The following is an 18108-nucleotide window of genomic DNA, read 5'->3' on the forward strand; positions in this document are numbered from 1 at the left end:
GTTTATTCAGAGTTGGCGGGGGCGGGGCTCGAGAAGGCGGACGAGGGCGACGCGCTGGGCGTGCCCGGTGTGCTGGAGGGGGTCGGGGTGGCGGGTTTCGTCGAGGGGCTCGGGGTGCCGGGACTCGCGGTACCGGGACTCGTCGGCACCACACCCCCGTCGCCGCCCCCGTTCACCAGCAGCGCCGCCGCCGACACCCCCGCCACAGCCATCGCGGCGACCAGCAGTACGGTGGCCAGAGCGCTGCGCGGCGAGTAGGAGCGTCCCGCACTGCTGAACCGTTTCACCACGGGCGCACTCCCCGTCGCCAGGAACTCCCGCAGCATCCGCTCGGCCCCCGCCGCGTCCAGTCGCCGCCCGGGGTCCCGTTCCAGCAACCCCGCCACGACGGCCAGAATCGGCGCGGCCTGCGCGGGCGGACGTATCTCGTCGGACACCACCGCGAGCACGGTGCCGCTCAACGAGTCGCGCCGGAACGGCGATTCGCCGCTCAGGGCCGCGCAGAGCAACGCGCCCACGGACCACAGGTCGGCGGCGGGACCGGTCCTGGACCCGGACATCCGCTCCGGCGCGGTGTACTCGGGCGAGCCCACGAAGGCCCCGGACTCGGTGAGCGTCGACGTGCCCGGCACCTGGGCGATACCGAAGTCGGTGAGGACGACACGGTCGGTGCCGTCCTCGATGAGCACGTTGGCCGGTGTGATGTCCCGGTGCAGGACCCCGGCGGCGTGGGCCGTGCGCAGCGCGCTCAGCAGGTCGACGCCGATCCGGGCGGCCTCGTGCGCGTCGACCGGCCCGTGCGCCGCGATCCGGTCGGCCAGGGAGTCCCCGTCGACCAACTCCATGACGATGTACGGGCGTTCGTCGTCCTCCAGGATGTCGTGGACGACGATGACGTGCGGGTGGCTCAGCTGCGCCACCGCCTGGGCCTCGCGCAGTGTACGGGCGCGCTGGCGCCGGGCCTCGGCCGCGGAGAGGGTCTCGTCAAGGGGGAGCTCCTTGACGGCCACCTGCCGTCCGAGCAACTGGTCGGTCGCCCGCCACACGACGCCCATGCCGCCGCGACCGAGCTGCGCCTCAAGGCGGTAACGCCCCGCGATCACACGGAAGTTGGCACCCTCGGTCCCCATGCGCCCCATCATGCAGCACCGGATGGATCGACTCCGGGGCGCCGATCGGCCAACTCTGCAAAGGAGCAAAGGGTTTCAAAAGCCGCTCGACGGTCCGTGCGGACCCTCAGGATCCGCTCGTCCGCCAGCGCTGGAGGACCGACGTGAACTGCTTGCGCGTGACCGCCCAGTCCGACTCGGGCGCGGACATGTAGATCGCGTACTCCGTGCCGTCCCGGTCGATGTACGCCTGGTCGATGGCCCGGCGCGGCCCGGGGAAGGGTGTGTCCTTGGCCAGCGCGGTCCAGGTGTACTCCCACAGGGAGCCCTCGCGGTCGCGGTAGAGGTCCGTCTTCAGGTACTCGGTCCTGTAGTCGACCAGCTTCCCGCTCAACTGCTGTTCCAGATCCCGCTGGTGGTCGTAGGCGTTCGCGAAGTCGGGCGAGGTGTCGACGGCGATACGGACGAAGTGCTCACCGCCGTCGGGCGTGTAGTCGACCTGCTGGAGGCCGTCGAACTCCTTGCCGACCACTTCCCGCTTCCAGCCCTTGGGCAGGTAGAGGGTGAAGCCCAGCGGATCCTTGTAGGGGACCCAGGACGCGGGGGCGTCGGCATCCGGGCTCGGTGACTCGCTCGCCGTGGGGTCGGGCGTGGTCGAGGCGGACGTGTCGTCGCTCTGTGGCCCCCATTTCTGCAGCACTACCGCGCTACCCCCGCCGACGATCGCGGCGAGCGCGACGACCAGGGCGAGCGTGCGCAGCCGGCGACGGCGCCTGGGCGGCCGACCGGGCGCGCCGCCGGTGCCACCACCGCCGGTGGCCGGGCCGGCACCAGTGCCGGGACCAGTGCCCCGGGTGCCGTACGGTCCGCTGATCACAGTCGAGCCCGCCATCGGCGGATACGGCGTCCCGGTCGCGGCGGTCGCTCCAGTCGCGGCCCCGGTGAGCGCGGTTTCCCCGGCGTACGTGGGCCCTGTGCGCGGCTCCGGCTGGTAGCGGGTGTGCTGGGTCGGCACGTAGGCCTGCGCCTCGTTCGGCCGTCGTCCCTCGGCCGCCTCGGCCAGCATCTGCTCGGCCTCGGCGGCGTCGGGCCGGGTGGCCGGATCCTTGCGCAGCAGGGCGCTGATCACGGGCGTGAGCGGGCCGGCGTGCCGCGGCTCGGCCGCCTCCTCCTCGACGACGGCCTGCATGGTGCCCAGCGGCGAGGTGCGGCGGAAGGGCGAGCGCCCCTCGACGGCCGTGTAGAGCGTCGCGCCGAGTGCCCACAGGTCGGAGGCGGGGCCGGGGTCGTGGCCGCGGACGCGCTCGGGGGCCAGGTAGTCGACCGAGCCGACGACCTCGCCGGTGCGGGTGATGGTGGTGTCGCCCTCGATCTGGGCGATGCCGAAGTCGGTGAGGAGGACGCGGCGGTCCTCGGAGAGCAGGACGTTGCCGGGTTTGATGTCGCGGTGCAGGACGCCGGCGGAGTGGGCGGCGCGCAGCGCCCGCAGCACCCACAGGCCGATCCGGGCGGCCTCGGCCGGCTCGACACGTCCCTGCTCCTTGACCGCGTCGGCCAGCGAGTGGCCTTCGACCAGCTCCATCACGATCCACGGCCGGCCGTCGTGCTCCAGCACGTCGTGCACGGTGACCACGGCGGAGTGGTTGATGCGCGCGGCGGCGCGGGCCTCGGCGCGGGTGCGGGCGAGCAGCCGCTCCTGGTCGCTCTCGGAGACGTAGAGGGCCGCGGTCAGCTCCTTGATCGCGACGGCCCGATGCAGCACCTCATCGTGCGCACGCCACACCCGGCCCATACCGCCGCTGCCGATCGCGTCGGCGAGCCGGTAGCGGCCCGAGACGAGCTGGCCCTGCATCTGATTCACGTTGCCCCGCAATGCTCTTGACAGGGTCAGGTTAAGGACCTGCCGACGCGACCGGAACCACGGGGGTGCCAAGGAGACCGCACTGTGATGGTTGTCGCTTTCGGCGCCGGGAAGCAACCTGGAGCGGCTGTCACCCAGTGTTCACGGACGCAATCAACCGGTGACCTGATACGTCGCCGACGCCTGCTCGAACAGCCGTGTCACCTCGTCCCGCTCGGCATCCGGGCCGCGCACCTGCACCACGTGGTACCGCCCGTCGATCAGGATCGCGACATTGCGCACGAACAGCTCGCGCCCCTGGTCGTCGGTCCAGGTGAACTGCCCCTCGGCCATGACCCGCTCACCGACCTGAATGGTCTTCAGCCCGCCGGAGGAGGCCCAGCTGGAGTCGCGGTACGGCTGCAACTCCCGCTCGTGCTCCCGCTGGTAGACCATCGGGTCGCTGCCGTACTGGTCCGCGGTGTCCCGGCCCGCCACGACGATGAGGTCGAAGTCGCCGTGCGAGTACACGACCTGCCCGCGCCCGTTCTCCGGGGTGCGGTTCCATCCGTTGGCGACGGCGATCTGGAATCCGGCCGTGTCCTTGCGCAGGGTGAATCCGTCCGGGACGTCGGGGTCGTCGGGGCTGTTGGTCTGCGTCTCGGTCGAACCGGCCGACTCCGAGGGGTCGTTGCCGGACCCCGGTGACGTCTGCTCGGGCCGCGGCTCGCTGCTCGCCTCGGCGGACTGCTCGGGTTCCGCCCCGCCGGCCTGGCCCGCGGCGCCGGTGCGGCCGGGGTCGGCCGTGGCGCCGTCGCCCTGGTCGGTCTTCGGCATGAACAGCATGGCGTACGCGATGGCCGCGGCCATCCCGAGCAGCACCAGCACCAGCAACGTGCGCCCGAGCCTGCGGGGCGAATGCTCCGTCTCCCGTCTGGCCCGCTTGTGCCGCCCGTGATGCGCGGGCAGCCCGGCCCGCCGCCTGCGCACCAGCTCGCCCCGGCGCCGCACGATCGGCAGCCGGTTGGGGTCGACCGGCGGGGCAGGGACGACATGCGTGCCGGCCTCCGGCTCGGGCGCGGACCGTACGAGCGAGCGCAGCCAGCCCCGCAGCTCCTCGAAGTCGAGTCGCTCGGTGGGGTCCTGACGCAGCAGCGACTCCACGACCGGCCTGAGCGGCCCGCACTCCTCGGCGAAGGCGGGCGGCTCCGCGCACACCATCTGCACGAGCTCGGCCGTCGACTCCTCCGGATACGGCGCATGCCCCTGCACGGCCCGGAAGAGCAGCGCGCCGAGAGCCCACAGGTCGGTCGCGGGCCCGATCGGCGCGGCGAGCTGCCAGTTCTCATGCACGGGTCCGGCCTGCTCCGGCGCCCACCGCTCGGTCACCGGCCCGACGACAGCCATCCGCGCCTGCCGCGCCCGCTCCGCGGCGAGCGCGGTGGTGGGGCCACGGTGAGCGGGGGCACCGGTCACGAGGTCGTCCCAGCGGGCCGGGGGACGGGGGGCGGGGCCGTCGACGGGGACGCCCTGCGCGGGGGTGCCCGCAGGGGCGCCGAGGCCACCGGGGTGGGCGCCCGGGACGGCCGGGGGAAGGGCCGTACGGCCGCGTCCGTCGTCCGTCGGTGCGCCGGGTGCCCCGCTTCGGGGTGCGGCGCCGGGCCAGGAGGGGGGCTGTACGCCGTACGGGTCGGCGATCCGGCCCGGGGGCGTGGCGGTGCCGTTGCCGGAGCCGTACGGCTGTTGCGCCGCGCCGTTGGCCAGGGCGGCGGGGCCGTCCTCGGGGGCCGGGCGGGAGCCGGGCAAAGCGGCGCGTGCGTTCTGTGTCTCCTGCACCCGGGCCGCGGCTCGGGCACCAGCCCGGTACGCGGCGATGGCACCGGCCCGCGCGGCCCTGATGTCCCCGCCGGTTTCCGGGGCGCCGCGCGGGGCTGCCCCACCCGGCGCCTCGGTTCCGGTACCCGCTTCGGCCGCGGGCACCGGCAGCGCTCCGGCCGCACGTGCCTCGATGGCGGCACGCCGGGCGGCCTCGGGGTCGGCGCCGGCCGCTCCGGGTCCGCCGATCGCCGGCTCACCCGCGCGCGGACCGGGAGGCACGGCTGCCCCCGCACCGCCAGGGCCGCCACCGAACGTCCTCGACGCGTCGCCCTCGCTCCCGTCCGAGTCACCGTCCTCGGCCGGCACCGGGTCATACCCGCACAGCGCCTCCTCCGCGGCCCCCACCGCGAGCCCGGTGAGCATCACCCGGCCGTCGTCGCAGACGAGCACCGTGCGGGCGGTGATGTTCCGGTGGACCCAGCCGTGCGCGTGCAGCACCCGCAGCGCCATGAGGACGTCGGAGGCGACCTCGGCCGCGCGATACGGCGTCAGCGGTTTCTCGGCGAGCAGTGCGGCCAGCGGGCGCGCGGCCACGAACTCACTCACTATCCACAAGGAACCGCCCTCGGCGAAGACGTCGAAGACCTGGTCCAGCCGTGGATGGTCGGGGATCCGCGCCGCGGCCTGCGCCGCCTCGACCGCCCGCCGCACGGCGGGGTCGCTGGGCCGGCGCGTACTCGCCCGGGACGAGGAACGCCGCCCCGCCCCGCGCTCCCGCGTCTCCCGTGCCATGAACCCGTCGGGCAGCCCCTCGGCGTCCAGCACCTCCGCCTCGACGACCTCCGGCAACGGCACCTGCCGGACCAGGACTTCCTGCCCGCTGTAGGTGTCGAAGGCGCGGGTCTCGGTGAGTTCGTACTCGTCGGAGGGCGGCAGCGGCAGGCGGTAGCGGTCGGCGAGCACCCGACCCGCATAGTCGTCCACGTTGCCTCCCCCGGCCGCCCGGTTGGTCAATTCCGTTCGCCTTGCGTCCCGTTCCGGACGCACGACCAAATGCGTACGGTCCGCAAGCATTCACGATACGTGCCGGAGGCAACTCGCAAAGCGGGGTTGCCGGATCTCACGGCCCGATCCCGGCCCTCGCGAGCCCAAACCGAATTCCGCTCACTTCACGACTTCGGCTTGAACGATTCCGTCAGCGTCTTCCAGGTGTCCTTGCGCAGCCCACTGTCCCAATTCGAAGCTTTCGCCGTGTACATCAGCGCATGCCCGAGATGGTCGTTCACCACGAACCCACGGTCGATCGTGCGGTACTTCGTGCCGCCCTCGACATAGGTGAACTCCCAGTCGGCCGTGTTCCAACCGCGATAGTCCACCTCCTCTATACGGATCCGCTTGTACTGCGAGCGGACCATGCCCCGCTCCTGGTTCTTCCAGTCCGTCACCGGGTCACCCTTCGGCGTGGACGTCCAGGCGACGAGCAGCCTCTGCCCGTCGGGCCCGGTGAACCGGTCGCCCGCCGACCCCGAGGACTGGAACTCCCACCCCTCGGGCAGCCCGATCGAGTACCCCTGGTCCCCCTCGTGGGTCGACGCGACCTTGCTGTCGCCCCCGGACCCGGCCTCGGCACCGCTCCCGCCGGTCGCGCTCGCGTCGGCGCTCGGCGTCTTCCCGGTCTCCGCCGCGCCGGATCCCGACCCGGTCGTCGCGGACGCCGATTTCTCTCCGTCCGCCCGCGTGCCGCCGTTCTCGTCCGTTTTGGTGTCGGCACTGGCGCTCGCCTTGGCGGACGCCTTGCCCCCGCCGTTCGCCGATGAATTCGAGTCGCCGTCGTCGCCGAGCGTGAGGGCAAGCACCACGCCGAGCACGACCAGCGCCACGGCCACCGCGATGACCACCAGCGTCCGCTTCGGCACCACATCGGTGAGCGGCGCCCTCGGCACCGGCCGCGGCGGCAGATCCGGTGGCGTCATCACGGGCCACCCGGAACTCCGGCCCCCGCTCTGCCCCTTCACCGACTCCGTATCCCGCTCCCCGGCCCCGCCACCAGTACCGGCCCCGGACCCGGAAGAGTCGCCAGTACTGGCACCGGCACCTGAACCGCCAGCAGCCCCCGCCGCCGCGGCCCCGGTAGCCCGACCCGAAGCCGAACCCCCGGCCTTCGACGACGCCCCGGCCCCGCCCACTCCCGTGGACGCCGCACCGGACTCCGAAACGGCCGTCTCACCCTCGGACTTGGTACGAGGTGCGGCCACCCCGGCCCCGGCACCCGCCGCGGCCTTCCGCACGGAACGCAGCGCCCCGCGCAACCGCTCCCCGGCCTCCTCGCCCCGCTTTCTCTCGGACCCGGAACTCGAACGGCCCTTGCCCTCGGGTGTGCCGGGCTGCGGCGGCAACGGCACGACCTTCGTCGCGTCCGCCGGCTCCGGCTCGGCCTTGGGCGCGGGCGCGTGGATGACGGCGTTGAGCATCGCCCGCGCACCGGCGTCGTCGAGCCGCTTCTCGGGGTCCTTGGTGAGCAGCCCGTAGATGACGTCCTTCAGCGGTCCCGCGTTCTTCGGTTCCTCCAACGGCTCGGTCATCACCGCGGTGAGCGTGGCGATGGCGGATCCCTTGTCGTACGGCGGGGTGCCCTCGACCGACGCGTACAACAACCCGCCCAGCGACCACAGGTCGGCTGCGGGGCCCGGCTTGTGACCGCGGGCCCGCTCCGGGGAGATGTAGGAGGGCGCGCCGACGAGCATGCCGGTCGAGGTGATGGAGGGGTCGCCCTCGACCTGGGCGATACCGAAGTCGGTGAGCACGACCCGGTCGGTGTCGGACTCCAGCAGGACGTTCGACGGCTTCACATCACGGTGCAGGATGCCCTCGCGGTGCGCGGACCGCAGCACGTCGAGCACGGCGAGGCCCACCTCGGCCGCCCGCTTGGGTTCCAGGAGGCCGTCCTCGCGGATGACCTCGGCGAGCGACTTGCCCTCGACGAGTTCCATCACGATCCACGGCCGGTCGTCCTCGTCGACCACGTCGAACACCGTCACGGCACTGTTGTTGCGGATCCGCGCGATCGCCTTCGCCTCACGCAGGGTGCGCGTGATCAGCCGCCGCTTCTCCTCCTCGTCGATGTTCGATGGGAACCGCAGCTCCTTGACGGCGACGGTCCGTCCGAGAGTCTCGTCGACGGCACGCCACACCGTGCCCATGCCGCCCCTGCCGAGCACTCCGCCCAGCCGGTACCGCCCCGCGAGGAGACGCTCGCGGTCGTCCTGACGAGTGTCCTGACGAGATGTCCCCGCCCGCTCCGCCTCCGACATGCGTCCCCTCATACAACCCGCCCTGACAGAGCCTCCATTGTCTCTCACCCGACAAGTGCCCGACGCCCAGGGTGCCCATGGCCCCGCCACCCGGCCGCACGGCGCACGCCCTCATGGCAGGACGCACCCGAGGGCCGGTGAATCGCGCGTTCCGCTTGACCGGCATGATGAGCCGCGACAAGGGAAGGAACCCGCATGGCACGACCGGCGATGCCCCTGCTCCGGACACTGGTGGCCCTGCCCGTGGCCCTGACGCTTCTCGGCCTGGTGGCCCCGGCACTCCTCGGTCTGTCCTCCACCCCCTCCTCGACCCGCACCGCCTCGTCGTCCGCCACGGCACAGGCGACGGACTCCCTGCTGCCACGGCTGCTCACCCGGGGCAAGGCCCCCGCCGCGGCCCTGCTGGCCCGCGAGCCGACCGGTACCCATTACGCCGACGCAGGCCAGGGCATCGCCCGCGCCGACCACTTCCGCGCCGGCAGCATCACCAAGTCCTTCATCGCGACGGTCGTCCTGCAACTGGCCGCCGAGCGACGGCTGTCGCTCTCCGACCCGGTGGAGCGGTACCTGCCGGGCCTGGTGCGCGGGGCGGGCGACGACGGGCGCGCGCTGACCCTTCGTGCCCTGCTGACCCACACCAGCGGCCTGTACGACTACACCGCCGCGACCGGGGGCGCCGTCCCCCTCACACCGCTTCAGGCCGTGCGCATCGCGCTCACCCACCCCTCTGCCGAACCCGGCACCTTCTCCTACTCGAACACCAACTACGTCCTGCTCGGCCTGGTCGTCGAGCACGTCACCGGCCGCTCCTACGCCACCGAGACCGAGCGCCGCGTCATCGCTCCGCTGGGTCTGACCGGCACCTCCTTCCCCGGCTCCCGCACCTCTCTGCCCGCTCCGCACGGCCGCGCCTACGCCACCGACGGGACCGATGTCACCGAACTCGACCCGCGGGTGGCCGGCGCCTCGGGCGAGCTGGTGACCACGCTCGCCGACCTCGACCGCTTCTACGCCGCGCTGCTCGGCGGCCGACTGCTGCCCCCGCGCTGGCTGCGCGAGATGCTCGACACCCGTGCCGCACATGGCTCGTACGGCATGGGGCTCTTTCCCCTGAAACTGCCCTGCGGCACCGTCGTCTGGGGGCACAACGGGCGCATCTCCGGCAGCTACGTGCGCTCCGCGGCCACCGTCGGCGGTCGTCGTGTCCTGACCTTCCGGGTGAACACGACGGCGATAGCGGATCCCGGTCTCGAACCCCGGCTGCTCGCTGCCGAGTTCTGCCCTCGCACCATGTAGAACGGCCGGGGTTCGAGCGGAGATCCCAACTTCCGCCACCCGTTCGAGTGACGTTCCCGTGGGAGCCCTACAGCGGCACGATGTCCGGCGCCCCCAACCGCGCCGCGTCCGCCGTCAGGTCGTCCGGCTGCCGCTGCGACTCCCGCTCGGCCTCCACCCGCTTCTCGTAGTGCTGGATCTCGCGCTCGATGTGGTCCTTGTCCCAGCCCAGCACCGGCGCCATCAGCTCGGCCGCCTCACGCGCGCACCGCGTCCCCCGGTCGAACGTCTCGATGGAGATGCGCGTACGCCGCGTCAGCACGTCGTCCAGGTGCCGTGCCCCCTCGTGCGAGGCGGCGTAGACGATCTCGGCGCGCAGATAGTCGTCGGCGGACTGCAGGGGCTCGCCCAGCGTGGGGTCGGCGGCGATGAGTTCGAGCAGCTCCTCGGCGAGCGAGCCGTACCGGTTCAACAGGTGCTCCACGCGCACCACATGAATGCCCGTCCGCGCCGCGATCCGCGCACGCGCGTTCCACAGCGCCCGATATCCCTCCGCGCCCAGCAGCGGAATGTCTTCCGTGACGCACTCGGCCACACGCATGTCGAGCCCGTGCACCGCCGCGTCCACCGCGTCCTTGGCCATCACCCGGTACGTCGTGTACTTGCCCCCCGCCACGACGACGAGCCCGGGCACGGGGTGGGCCACGGTGTGCTCGCGCGACAGCTTGCTGGTGGCGTCCGACTCGCCGGCGAGCAGTGGCCGCAGGCCCGCGTACACGCCCTCCACGTCGTCGCGGGTCAGCGGCACCGCGAGCACCGAGTTCACGTGTTCCAGCAGGTAGTCGATGTCCGCGCTGGACGCGGCCGGGTGCGCCTTGTCGAGGTCCCAGTCGGTGTCGGTGGTGCCGACGATCCAGTGCCGGCCCCAGGGGATGACGAACAGCACCGACTTCTCGGTGCGCAGGATCAGCCCTGTCGTGGAGTGGATGCGGTCCTTGGGTACGACCAGGTGAATGCCCTTGGAGGCGCGCACATGGAACTGTCCGCGCTCCCCCACCATCGACTGGGTGTCGTCGGTCCACACACCGGTGGCGTTGACGATCTGCTTGGCGCGGATCTCGTACTCCCCGCCCGCCTCGACGTCCTGCACCCGGGCGCCGACGACCCGCTCGCCCTCGCGCAGGAACCCGGTCACGCGCGCGCGGTTGGCGACCTTCGCCCCGTAGGCCGCCGCCGTGCGCACGAGGGTGGCCACATAGCGGGCGTCGTCCATCTGGGCGTCGTAGTACTGAAGCGCGCCGACCAGTGCGTCCTTCTTCAGTGCGGGGGCGATGCGCAGCGCGTGACGGCGGCTCAGGTGCCGGTGCAGGGGCATGCCCCTGCCGTGGCCGCGGGCCATCGACATGACGTCGTAGAGCAGGACGCCGGAGCCGGCGTACAGGCGCTCCCAGCCCTTGTACTGGAGCGGGTAGAGGAAGGGGACCGGTTTCACCAGGTGCGGGGCCAGCCGCGAGACCAGCAGTCCGCGTTCCTTCAACGCCTCGCGCACGAGGGCGAAATCGAGCATCTCCAGATAGCGCAGGCCGCCGTGGATCAGCTTGCTGGACCTGCTGGAGGTGCCCGACGCCCAGTCACGGGCCTCGACCAGGCCGGTGGACAGTCCCCGGGTCGCCGCGTCGAGGGCGGTGCCCGCGCCCACGACGCCGGCGCCCACGACCAGTAGGTCCAGCTCGCGCTCGGCCATTGCTGCGAGTGACTCGGCGCGCTCCGCCGGCCCCAGTGTCGCTGTCCTCACCGCTGCCTCCCGCTCATCGGTCGCGTAGGCCGCACCCGTCGGGCGAAGCCCGCTTCGTACCCCCCATGCCCAAAATTCTGACCGGGTTGCCCGAGTTCAGCCACCACGCGCCCCCAGCCTGTGGACAACACTCCTGGAAACGCGATCATTCAATGCAGCAAATCGGTCATATTTACTCCTAGTCTGACATTGCGCTCCCTCGATCTGTCCACAGGGCTTGCGCACCTGCTCCACTTCGGTTACTGGGAAGGACGGCCAACGCCATGCCCGCAGATCTCGCCGTCATCGGACTCGGCCCGTACGGCCTGCCGCTGGCCAAGGCCGCCGTCGCGGCCGGCATCCCCACGCTCGGTTACCGGACCGGGCCCGAGGCCGCCTCCCTCAGCCCCGCGGAACTGCGCCGGATGCTCTCGGGGGGCTTCCGGCACGCCACCAGCCCCGCCGAGCTCGGCCGCGTACGCACCGCCGTCATCTGCGCGCCCACCCCGCCCGGCGCGGACGGCGGGCTCGACCTCAGCCAGGTGGAGGCGGCCGCCCGCACGCTGGCCGAACGGATGCGGCCGCACACCACCGTGATCCTGGAGTCCCCCGTCCCCCCGGGCACCACTGAGAACGTTCTGCGTCCACTCCTCGAAGAGGGCTCGGGCATGCGCGCCGGCCGCGACTTCCACCTGGCCTACTCCCCCAGCCGCGTCGACCCCGGCAACCACCACTTCACCCCCGCCAACACCCCCAAGGTGATCGGCGGCCTCACGTCCGCGTGCACCGAGTCGGCCGCCGCCTTCTACGGCCGTCTCACCGACAAGGTGGTACGCGCGCGTGGCCCGCGCGAGGCGGAGACCGTGCAGGTCCTGGAGACCAACTTCCGGCACGTCAACATCGCCCTCGTCAACGAAATGGCCGTCCTCTGCCACGACTTGGGCGTCGACCTGTGGGACGTCATCCGCTGCGCCGAGACCAAGCCGTTCGGCTTCCAGGCCTTCCGCCCCGGCCCCGGCGTCGGCGGCCACGCCGTCCCGCAGGACCTCACCGCCCACGCGGGCCGCACCCTGCGCATGGTCGAACTGGCCCAGCAGGTCAACAGCCAGATGCCCCAGTACGTCGTCCAGCGCGCCGCCGCCCTCCTCAACGAACACGGCAAGTCCGTGCGCGCCGCCCGCATCCTCCTCCTCGGCGTCACCTACAAGCCCGACCTCGCCGACCAGCAGTCCACCCCCGCCGAGGAGGTCGCGGTCCGCCTGATGCGGCTCGGCGCCTCCATCAGCTACCACGACCCGCACATCCCGTCGTGGAACGTCCTCGACCGCCCGGTCCCCCGCGCGGACTCCCTCTATGAGGCCGCCGCCGACGCCGACCTGACGATCCTGCTCCAGCAGCATCGCCGGTACGACCTTCAGGGGCTGTCCGTGAAGGCACAGCTGCTGCTGGACACACGGGGGGCTACGCCCACGGGGGCGGCGCATCGGTTGTGACGGGGGCGCGTGGGGGCGGCTGTGCCTCCGAGGCTGGTGGCGTACGATCCGCCGGCTTCGGTACCGTACAAAAGGTGGAGCCCACCGCAGCGAGCACTGCGGCAGGCTCCAGGATGGTTCACGGAGTGCCCGCCCCTAGTGTCTGTAGGGGCGGTCGCTCACCGGTACTGTGCCGCCGGACAGCGGATCCAGTACCGTACAAAAAGGTGGAGCCCACCGCAGAGGGCGTCTGCGGCAGGCTCCAGGATGGTTCACGGAGTGCCCGCCCCTAATGTCCATAGGGGCGGTCGCTCACCATCCGAAAATCCGCAAGATCCACCTCCTCCGGCACTTCACCATCCGCAGACGGATCCGGTCCCAGCGAGTGGGCTTGCGGTGACGTCCCATGGACGCCCCCTTCCATGACGCCACCCAGAGGCCCGGTGGGCGGTTCATTGGAGTTCGGGCCGGGCCCCGAGGGCGGGGTCCGGAACGATGTCCTTGGAAGGGGGCGCCCCAGACAACTGGGTCGCCGACCTGGACAGTACCGACTCCCCACGCCCGTTCAGCCCACATTCGCCCCAAACGCAACCACGCGCCCCCTCCCCCACAACACGCCCCCACCCAGCCCCACTTGGGCACTCCCGGCTACGCCCGGGCACGCGAAAGGGCCGGTCACCCCGCCCGGGGCGACCGGCCCTTCCTGACGTATCGGCCGTAGCCGTACCAGCTTCCGTACCGGCTACCGCATGTGCTGCGAGTCCGCCACCGTCACCTCGACGCGCTGGAACTCCTTGAGCTCGCTGTACCCGGTCGTGGCCATGGCCCGCCGCAGCGCGCCGAAGAAGTTCATCGAGCCGTCGGGGGTGTGCGACGGGCCCGTCAGCACCTCCTCGATGGTGCCGACCGTGCCCAGGCCGACCTTCTTGCCGCGCGGCAGCTCCTCGTTGACGGCCTCCATGCCCCAGTGGTGGCCCTTGCCCGGCGCGTCCGTGGCGCGGGCGAGCGGGGAGCCCATCATCACGGCGTCGGCGCCGCAGGCGATGGCCTTGGGCAGGTCGCCGGACCAGCCGACGCCGCCGTCCGCGATCACGTGGACGTACCGGCCGCCGGACTCGTCCATGTAGTCCCGGCGGGCCGCCGCGACGTCCGCGACCGCGGTGGCCATCGGGACGCGGATGCCGAGGACGTTGCGCGTGGTGTGCGCGGCGCCGCCGCCGAAGCCGACCAGGACGCCGGCCGCGCCGGTGCGCATCAGGTGCAGGGCCGCGGTGTACGTGGCACAGCCTCCGACGATCACCGGGACGTCGAGCTCGTAGATGAACTGCTTCAGGTTCAGCGGCTCGGCCGCACCGGAGACGTGCTCCGCCGAGACCGTCGTACCGCGGATGACGAAGATGTCCACGCCGGCGTCGACGACCGCCTTGGAGAACTGGGCCGTGCGCTGCGGGGAGAGCGCGGCGGCCGTGACCACGCCCGAGTCGCGCACCTCCTTGATGCGCTGCCCGATCAGCTCCTCCTTGATGGGAGCGGCGTAGATCTCCTGGAGGCGGCGGGTGGCGGCCTCGGTGGGCAGCTCCGCGATCTCGTCGAGGAGCGGCTGCGGGTCCTCGTAGCGCGTCCACAGGCCTTCGAGGTTCAGCACGCCGAGGCCGCCGAGCTCGCCGATGCGGATCGCGGTGGCCGGGGAGACGACCGAGTCCATGGGGGCGGCCAGGAAGGGCAGCTCGAAGCGGTAGGCGTCGATCTGCCAGGCGATCGAGACCTCCTTCGGGTCCCGCGTACGGCGGCTGGGGACGACGGCGATGTCGTCGAAGGCGTACGCCCGGCGGCCGCGCTTGCCGCGCCCGATCTCGATCTCAGTCACGATGTGTGGCCTTTCCCTGATGCGTTTCAGCGTCTTCCAGTATCGCCGACGGGCACGACAGGGGCGGCCCCGGTTCACCCGGGACCGCCCTCGATCAAGCCTCACGCGCGCGTAGGCGTCACTTACGGCTGTAGTTCGGCGCCTCGACCGTCATCTGGATGTCGTGCGGGTGGCTCTCCTTGAGGCCCGCGGAGGTGATCCGCACGAAGCGGCCCTTGGTCTCCATCTCCTCGATGGTCGCCGCGCCCACGTAGCCCATGGTCTGGCGCAGACCGCCGACGAGCTGGTGCAGCACGTTGGCCAGCGGGCCGCGGTAGGGAACCTGGCCCTCGATGCCCTCGGGCACGAGCTTGTCGTCGGAGGCGACCTCGGCCTGGAAGTAGCGGTCCTTGGAGTACGACCGGCCCTGGCCGCGGGACTGCATGGCGCCCAGGGAGCCCATGCCGCGGTACGACTTGAACTGCTTGCCGTTGATGAACAGCAGCTCGCCCGGCGACTCCTCGCAGCCCGCGAGCAGCGAGCCCAGCATCACGGTGTCGGCGCCGGCGGCGAGCGCCTTGCCGATGTCGCCGGAGTACTGCAGACCGCCGTCGCCGATCAGCGGGATGCCCGCGGGGCGGGCGGCGAGGGAGGCCTCGTAGATGGCGGTGACCTGCGGGACGCCGATGCCGGCGACCACGCGGGTCGTACAGATGGAGCCGGGGCCCACGCCCACCTTGATGCCGTCTACACCGGCGTCGATCAGCGCCTGGGCGCCGTCGCGGGTGGCGACGTTGCCGCCGATCACGTCCACGCCGACGCTGGACTTGATCTTCGACATCCAGCTGAGGGCGTTGCTGTTGTGGCCGTGCGAGGTGTCGACGACCAGGAAGTCCACACCGGCCTCGGCGAGCGCCTGGGCACGCTCCAGGGCCTCGGGGCTGGCGCCGACGGCGGCGCCGACGAGGAGGCGGCCCTCGGAGTCCTTGGCGGCGTTGGGGTACTTCTCCGCCTTGACGAAGTCCTTGACGGTGATCAGGCCCTTGAGGACACCGGCGTCGTCGACGAGCGGAAGCTTCTCGATCTTGTGCTTGCGCAGCAGGTCCATGGCGTCCGTGCCGGAGATGCCGACCTGGCCGGTGACCAGCGGCATCGGGGTCATGACCTCGCGCACCTGACGGCTGCGGTCCGACTCGAAGGCCATGTCACGGTTGGTGACGATGCCGAGGAGCTTGCCGGCCGGGTCGGTGACGGGGACGCCGCTGATGCGGAACTTGGCGCACAGGGCGTCGGCCTCGGCGAGGGTCGCCTCCGGGTGCACCGTGATGGGGTCGGTGACCATGCCGGACTCGGACCGCTTCACCAGGTCGACCTGGTTGACCTGGTCCTCGACGGACAGGTTGCGGTGCAGCACGCCGACACCGCCGAGGCGGGCCATCGCGATGGCCATGCGGGACTCGGTCACCTTGTCCATGGCCGCCGAGAGCAGCGGGATGTTCACCCGGACGTTGCGGGAGATGCGGGACGAGGTGTCGACCGCGTTGGGGAGCACCTCGGATGCACCCGGCAGCAGCAGCACGTCGTCGTAGGTCAGCCCGAGTGTCGCGAATTTACCGGGCACTCCGTCGACGTTCGCAGTCATGACACCTTCCCCAAATGGCCTTGATCGGTGCGGATGTCCATGCTAACGGGAAGCAGAGCTGGCAAATTCCATGGTTCGGGCCTGCTCCGGGCTTCGTATGTTCGTACGGAATCGGCGCGACGCCCGTTCAGGAGCGCCGCCTACTGCTCGGCCAGCGCCCGCAGCCTGCTCAAAGCGCGGTGCTGGGCCACCCGGACCGCGCCGGGTGACATTCCCAACATCTGACCCGTCTCCTCCGCGGTCAAGCCCACCGCGATCCTCAGCAGCAGCAGCTCCCGCTGGTTCTCGGGCAGGTTGGCCAGCAGTTTCTTGGCCCACTCGGCGTCGCTGCTGAGCAGCGCCCGCTCCTCCGGGCCCAGCGAGTCGTCCGGGCGCTCGGGCATCTCGTCCGAGGGAACCGCCGTGGACCCCGGGTGCCGCATCGCCGCCCGCTGGAGGTCGGCCACCTTGTGCGCGGCGATGGCGAAGACGAACGCCTCGAAAGGACGGCCGGTGTCCTTGTAGCGCGGCAGCGCGAGGAGCACGGCGACGCAGACCTCCTGGGCGAGGTCCTCGACGAAGTGGCGGGCGTCACCCGGCAGACGGGACAGCCGGGTGCGGCAGTAGCGCAGGGCCAGGGGGTGGACATGCGCGAGCAGATCATGCGTGGCCTGCTCGTCTCCGTCGACGGCGCGATGGACGAGTGCACCGATCGCCCCTGCGGCGTTGGCCGCCTCGTCGTCGCGCATCGGTCCATGGTGCCTTGTGGCCGTATGGTCCGTGGCATCGCGCCCGATGTTGTGCACCGAAGCGTTATGAGCAGGTGCGCCGGCACTCATCCCCTGCGCCCTCCCCTTCCGCTCGACCGACTCGTCCCCGAGAGACTCCACACCTCAAGGATGCGGCATCCGCCGCGAAACGAGCAGCGGGCGCCGACAGAGCTACTCGGCCGGCCTGGCGCCCGCGCCCCTTCAGGGGCGCGGGGCTGCATCGACATGCGGCTACCGCCGCGTGGGCGCGACCAGCCACGACGCACCCGCATCCGCCATACGACACAACGCGGCACCCTTGGTGAGGCGGTTAACGAACCAGACCCCACCGGAAGCCGAGAGCCACGGCATGCGCCCGGTCCGACGCACCCAGCTTCTTGAACAACCGCCGGGCATGCGTCTTCACGGTGTCCTCGGACAGGAACAGCTCGCGCCCGATCTCCGCGTTGGAACGACCGTGGCTCATCCCTTCGAGCACCTGGATCTCACGCGCGGTGAGCGTGGGCGCGGCGCCCATCTCCGCGGAGCGCAGCCGCCGCGGCGCGAGCCGCCACGTCGGGTCGGCCAGCGCCTGCGTCACCGTGGCCCGCAACTCCGCACGCGAGGCGTCCTTGTGCAGATAGCCGCGGGCACCGGCGGCGACCGCGAGGGCCACGCCGTCCAGGTCCTCGGCGACGGTGAGCATGATGATGCGCGCACCGGGGTCGGCGGACAGCAGCCGCCGCACAGTCTCGACGCCGCCCAGACCGGGCATGCGTACGTCCATCAGAATCAGGTCCGAGCGGTCGGCGCCCCAGCGGCGGAGGACTTCCTCGCCGTTGGCCGCCGTCGTCACGCGCTCGACGCCGGGCACGGTCGCGACCGCGCGGCGGAGCGCCTCTCGGGCAAGCGGGGAGTCGTCGCAGACGAGGACGGATGTCATGGCCGCCCTCCGCAGCTGATGCACGTCACCTTGAGCCTCCAGGCTGGTACGAAATCGTCACCTGTGCGGTCGACCGTCTCGGACGCCTGCCCGAGCCCTTGTTCCTTCAACCGCCTCCGCCCTCTCAACGACGGTCACTCGAAAGAGTTACGGGGGCATGTGCCGCCTTCGGCACTCTACGTGAGGGGGCGGACACGGGGCAGACATGCACGACGGACCCTCAATCTTTCATCACAACCCATGCCCCATTCAGCCCTTTTTCTTCCTGTTTACAGGCGTTTGGGGCTAGATTCGCAATGAGTCATATTTTCATCTTCTTAGATCGTAGATGTACGGTCGTAGACACCGTA

11 protein-coding genes are annotated in these 18108 nt (G+C 71.5%); 2 read left to right on the forward strand and 9 right to left on the reverse strand.

Going from position 1 to position 18108, the window contains the following annotated elements; all coding sequences use genetic code 11:
- Positions 1–2 precede the first annotated feature (2 nt).
- The 4 genes from ACZ4UU_RS20455 to ACZ4UU_RS20470 form a co-directional block, all read right to left on the reverse strand.
- On the reverse strand, positions 3–1139 hold the full coding sequence (locus ACZ4UU_RS20455; protein ID WP_471905088.1) for a serine/threonine-protein kinase: 1137 nt from the start codon (positions 1137–1139) through the stop codon (positions 3–5).
- 97 nt (positions 1140–1236) lie between these two features.
- Positions 1237–2961: a serine/threonine-protein kinase gene (locus tag ACZ4UU_RS20460; protein WP_471904818.1), complete on the reverse strand. Its 1725-nt coding sequence runs from the start codon at positions 2959–2961 to the stop codon at positions 1237–1239.
- 162 nt (positions 2962–3123) lie between these two features.
- Positions 3124–5751, reverse strand: coding sequence for a protein kinase (locus ACZ4UU_RS20465; RefSeq protein WP_471904819.1), 2628 nt, complete (start codon positions 5749–5751; stop codon positions 3124–3126).
- 185 nt (positions 5752–5936) lie between these two features.
- The gene (locus tag ACZ4UU_RS20470) at positions 5937–8078 is read right to left on the reverse strand and encodes a serine/threonine-protein kinase (RefSeq protein ID WP_471904820.1); all 2142 of its coding nucleotides are present in this window, start codon (positions 8076–8078) and stop codon (positions 5937–5939) included.
- Between the two features lie 210 nt (positions 8079–8288).
- Here ACZ4UU_RS20470 and ACZ4UU_RS20475 point away from each other — a divergent pair, with 210 nt between their 5' ends.
- Positions 8289–9374 carry a serine hydrolase domain-containing protein gene (locus ACZ4UU_RS20475; protein WP_471905089.1) on the forward strand — a complete coding sequence of 362 codons (1086 nt, stop codon included), beginning with the start codon at positions 8289–8291 and terminating at the stop codon, positions 9372–9374.
- Positions 9375–9441: 67 nt separating this feature from the next.
- Here ACZ4UU_RS20475 and ACZ4UU_RS20480 read toward each other — a convergent pair whose 3' ends face one another.
- Positions 9442–11148, reverse strand: coding sequence for a glycerol-3-phosphate dehydrogenase/oxidase (locus ACZ4UU_RS20480; RefSeq protein WP_471904821.1), 1707 nt, complete (start codon positions 11146–11148; stop codon positions 9442–9444).
- A 263-nt stretch (positions 11149–11411) separates the two neighbouring features.
- Between ACZ4UU_RS20480 and ACZ4UU_RS20485 the strand changes: the two genes are divergently transcribed.
- Positions 11412–12620, forward strand: a complete 1209-nt coding sequence (locus ACZ4UU_RS20485) for a nucleotide sugar dehydrogenase (protein WP_471904822.1) — start codon at positions 11412–11414, stop codon at positions 12618–12620.
- 721 nt (positions 12621–13341) lie between these two features.
- Here the strand turns inward: ACZ4UU_RS20485 and ACZ4UU_RS20490 are convergent.
- The 4 genes from ACZ4UU_RS20490 to ACZ4UU_RS20505 all read right to left on the reverse strand — a co-directional run bounded on the left by ACZ4UU_RS20490 (position 13342) and on the right by ACZ4UU_RS20505 (position 17758).
- A complete protein-coding gene (locus ACZ4UU_RS20490; RefSeq protein WP_471904823.1) occupies positions 13342–14466 on the reverse strand; it encodes a GuaB3 family IMP dehydrogenase-related protein in 1125 nt (374 codons plus the stop codon).
- 118 nt (positions 14467–14584) lie between these two features.
- Positions 14585–16087, reverse strand: coding sequence for an IMP dehydrogenase (guaB, locus tag ACZ4UU_RS20495; protein ID WP_471904824.1), 1503 nt, complete (start codon positions 16085–16087; stop codon positions 14585–14587).
- Positions 16088–16227: 140 nt separating this feature from the next.
- Positions 16228–16815, reverse strand: coding sequence for a sigma-70 family RNA polymerase sigma factor (locus ACZ4UU_RS20500; RefSeq protein ID WP_115906402.1), 588 nt, complete (start codon positions 16813–16815; stop codon positions 16228–16230).
- Between the two features lie 331 nt (positions 16816–17146).
- Entirely contained in the window at positions 17147–17758 is a 612-nt protein-coding gene (locus ACZ4UU_RS20505) for a response regulator transcription factor (RefSeq protein WP_003948568.1), read from the reverse strand.
- Positions 17759–18108: the final 350 nt, after the last annotated feature.

The organism is Streptomyces sp. NPDC028907 (assembly GCF_055564995.1).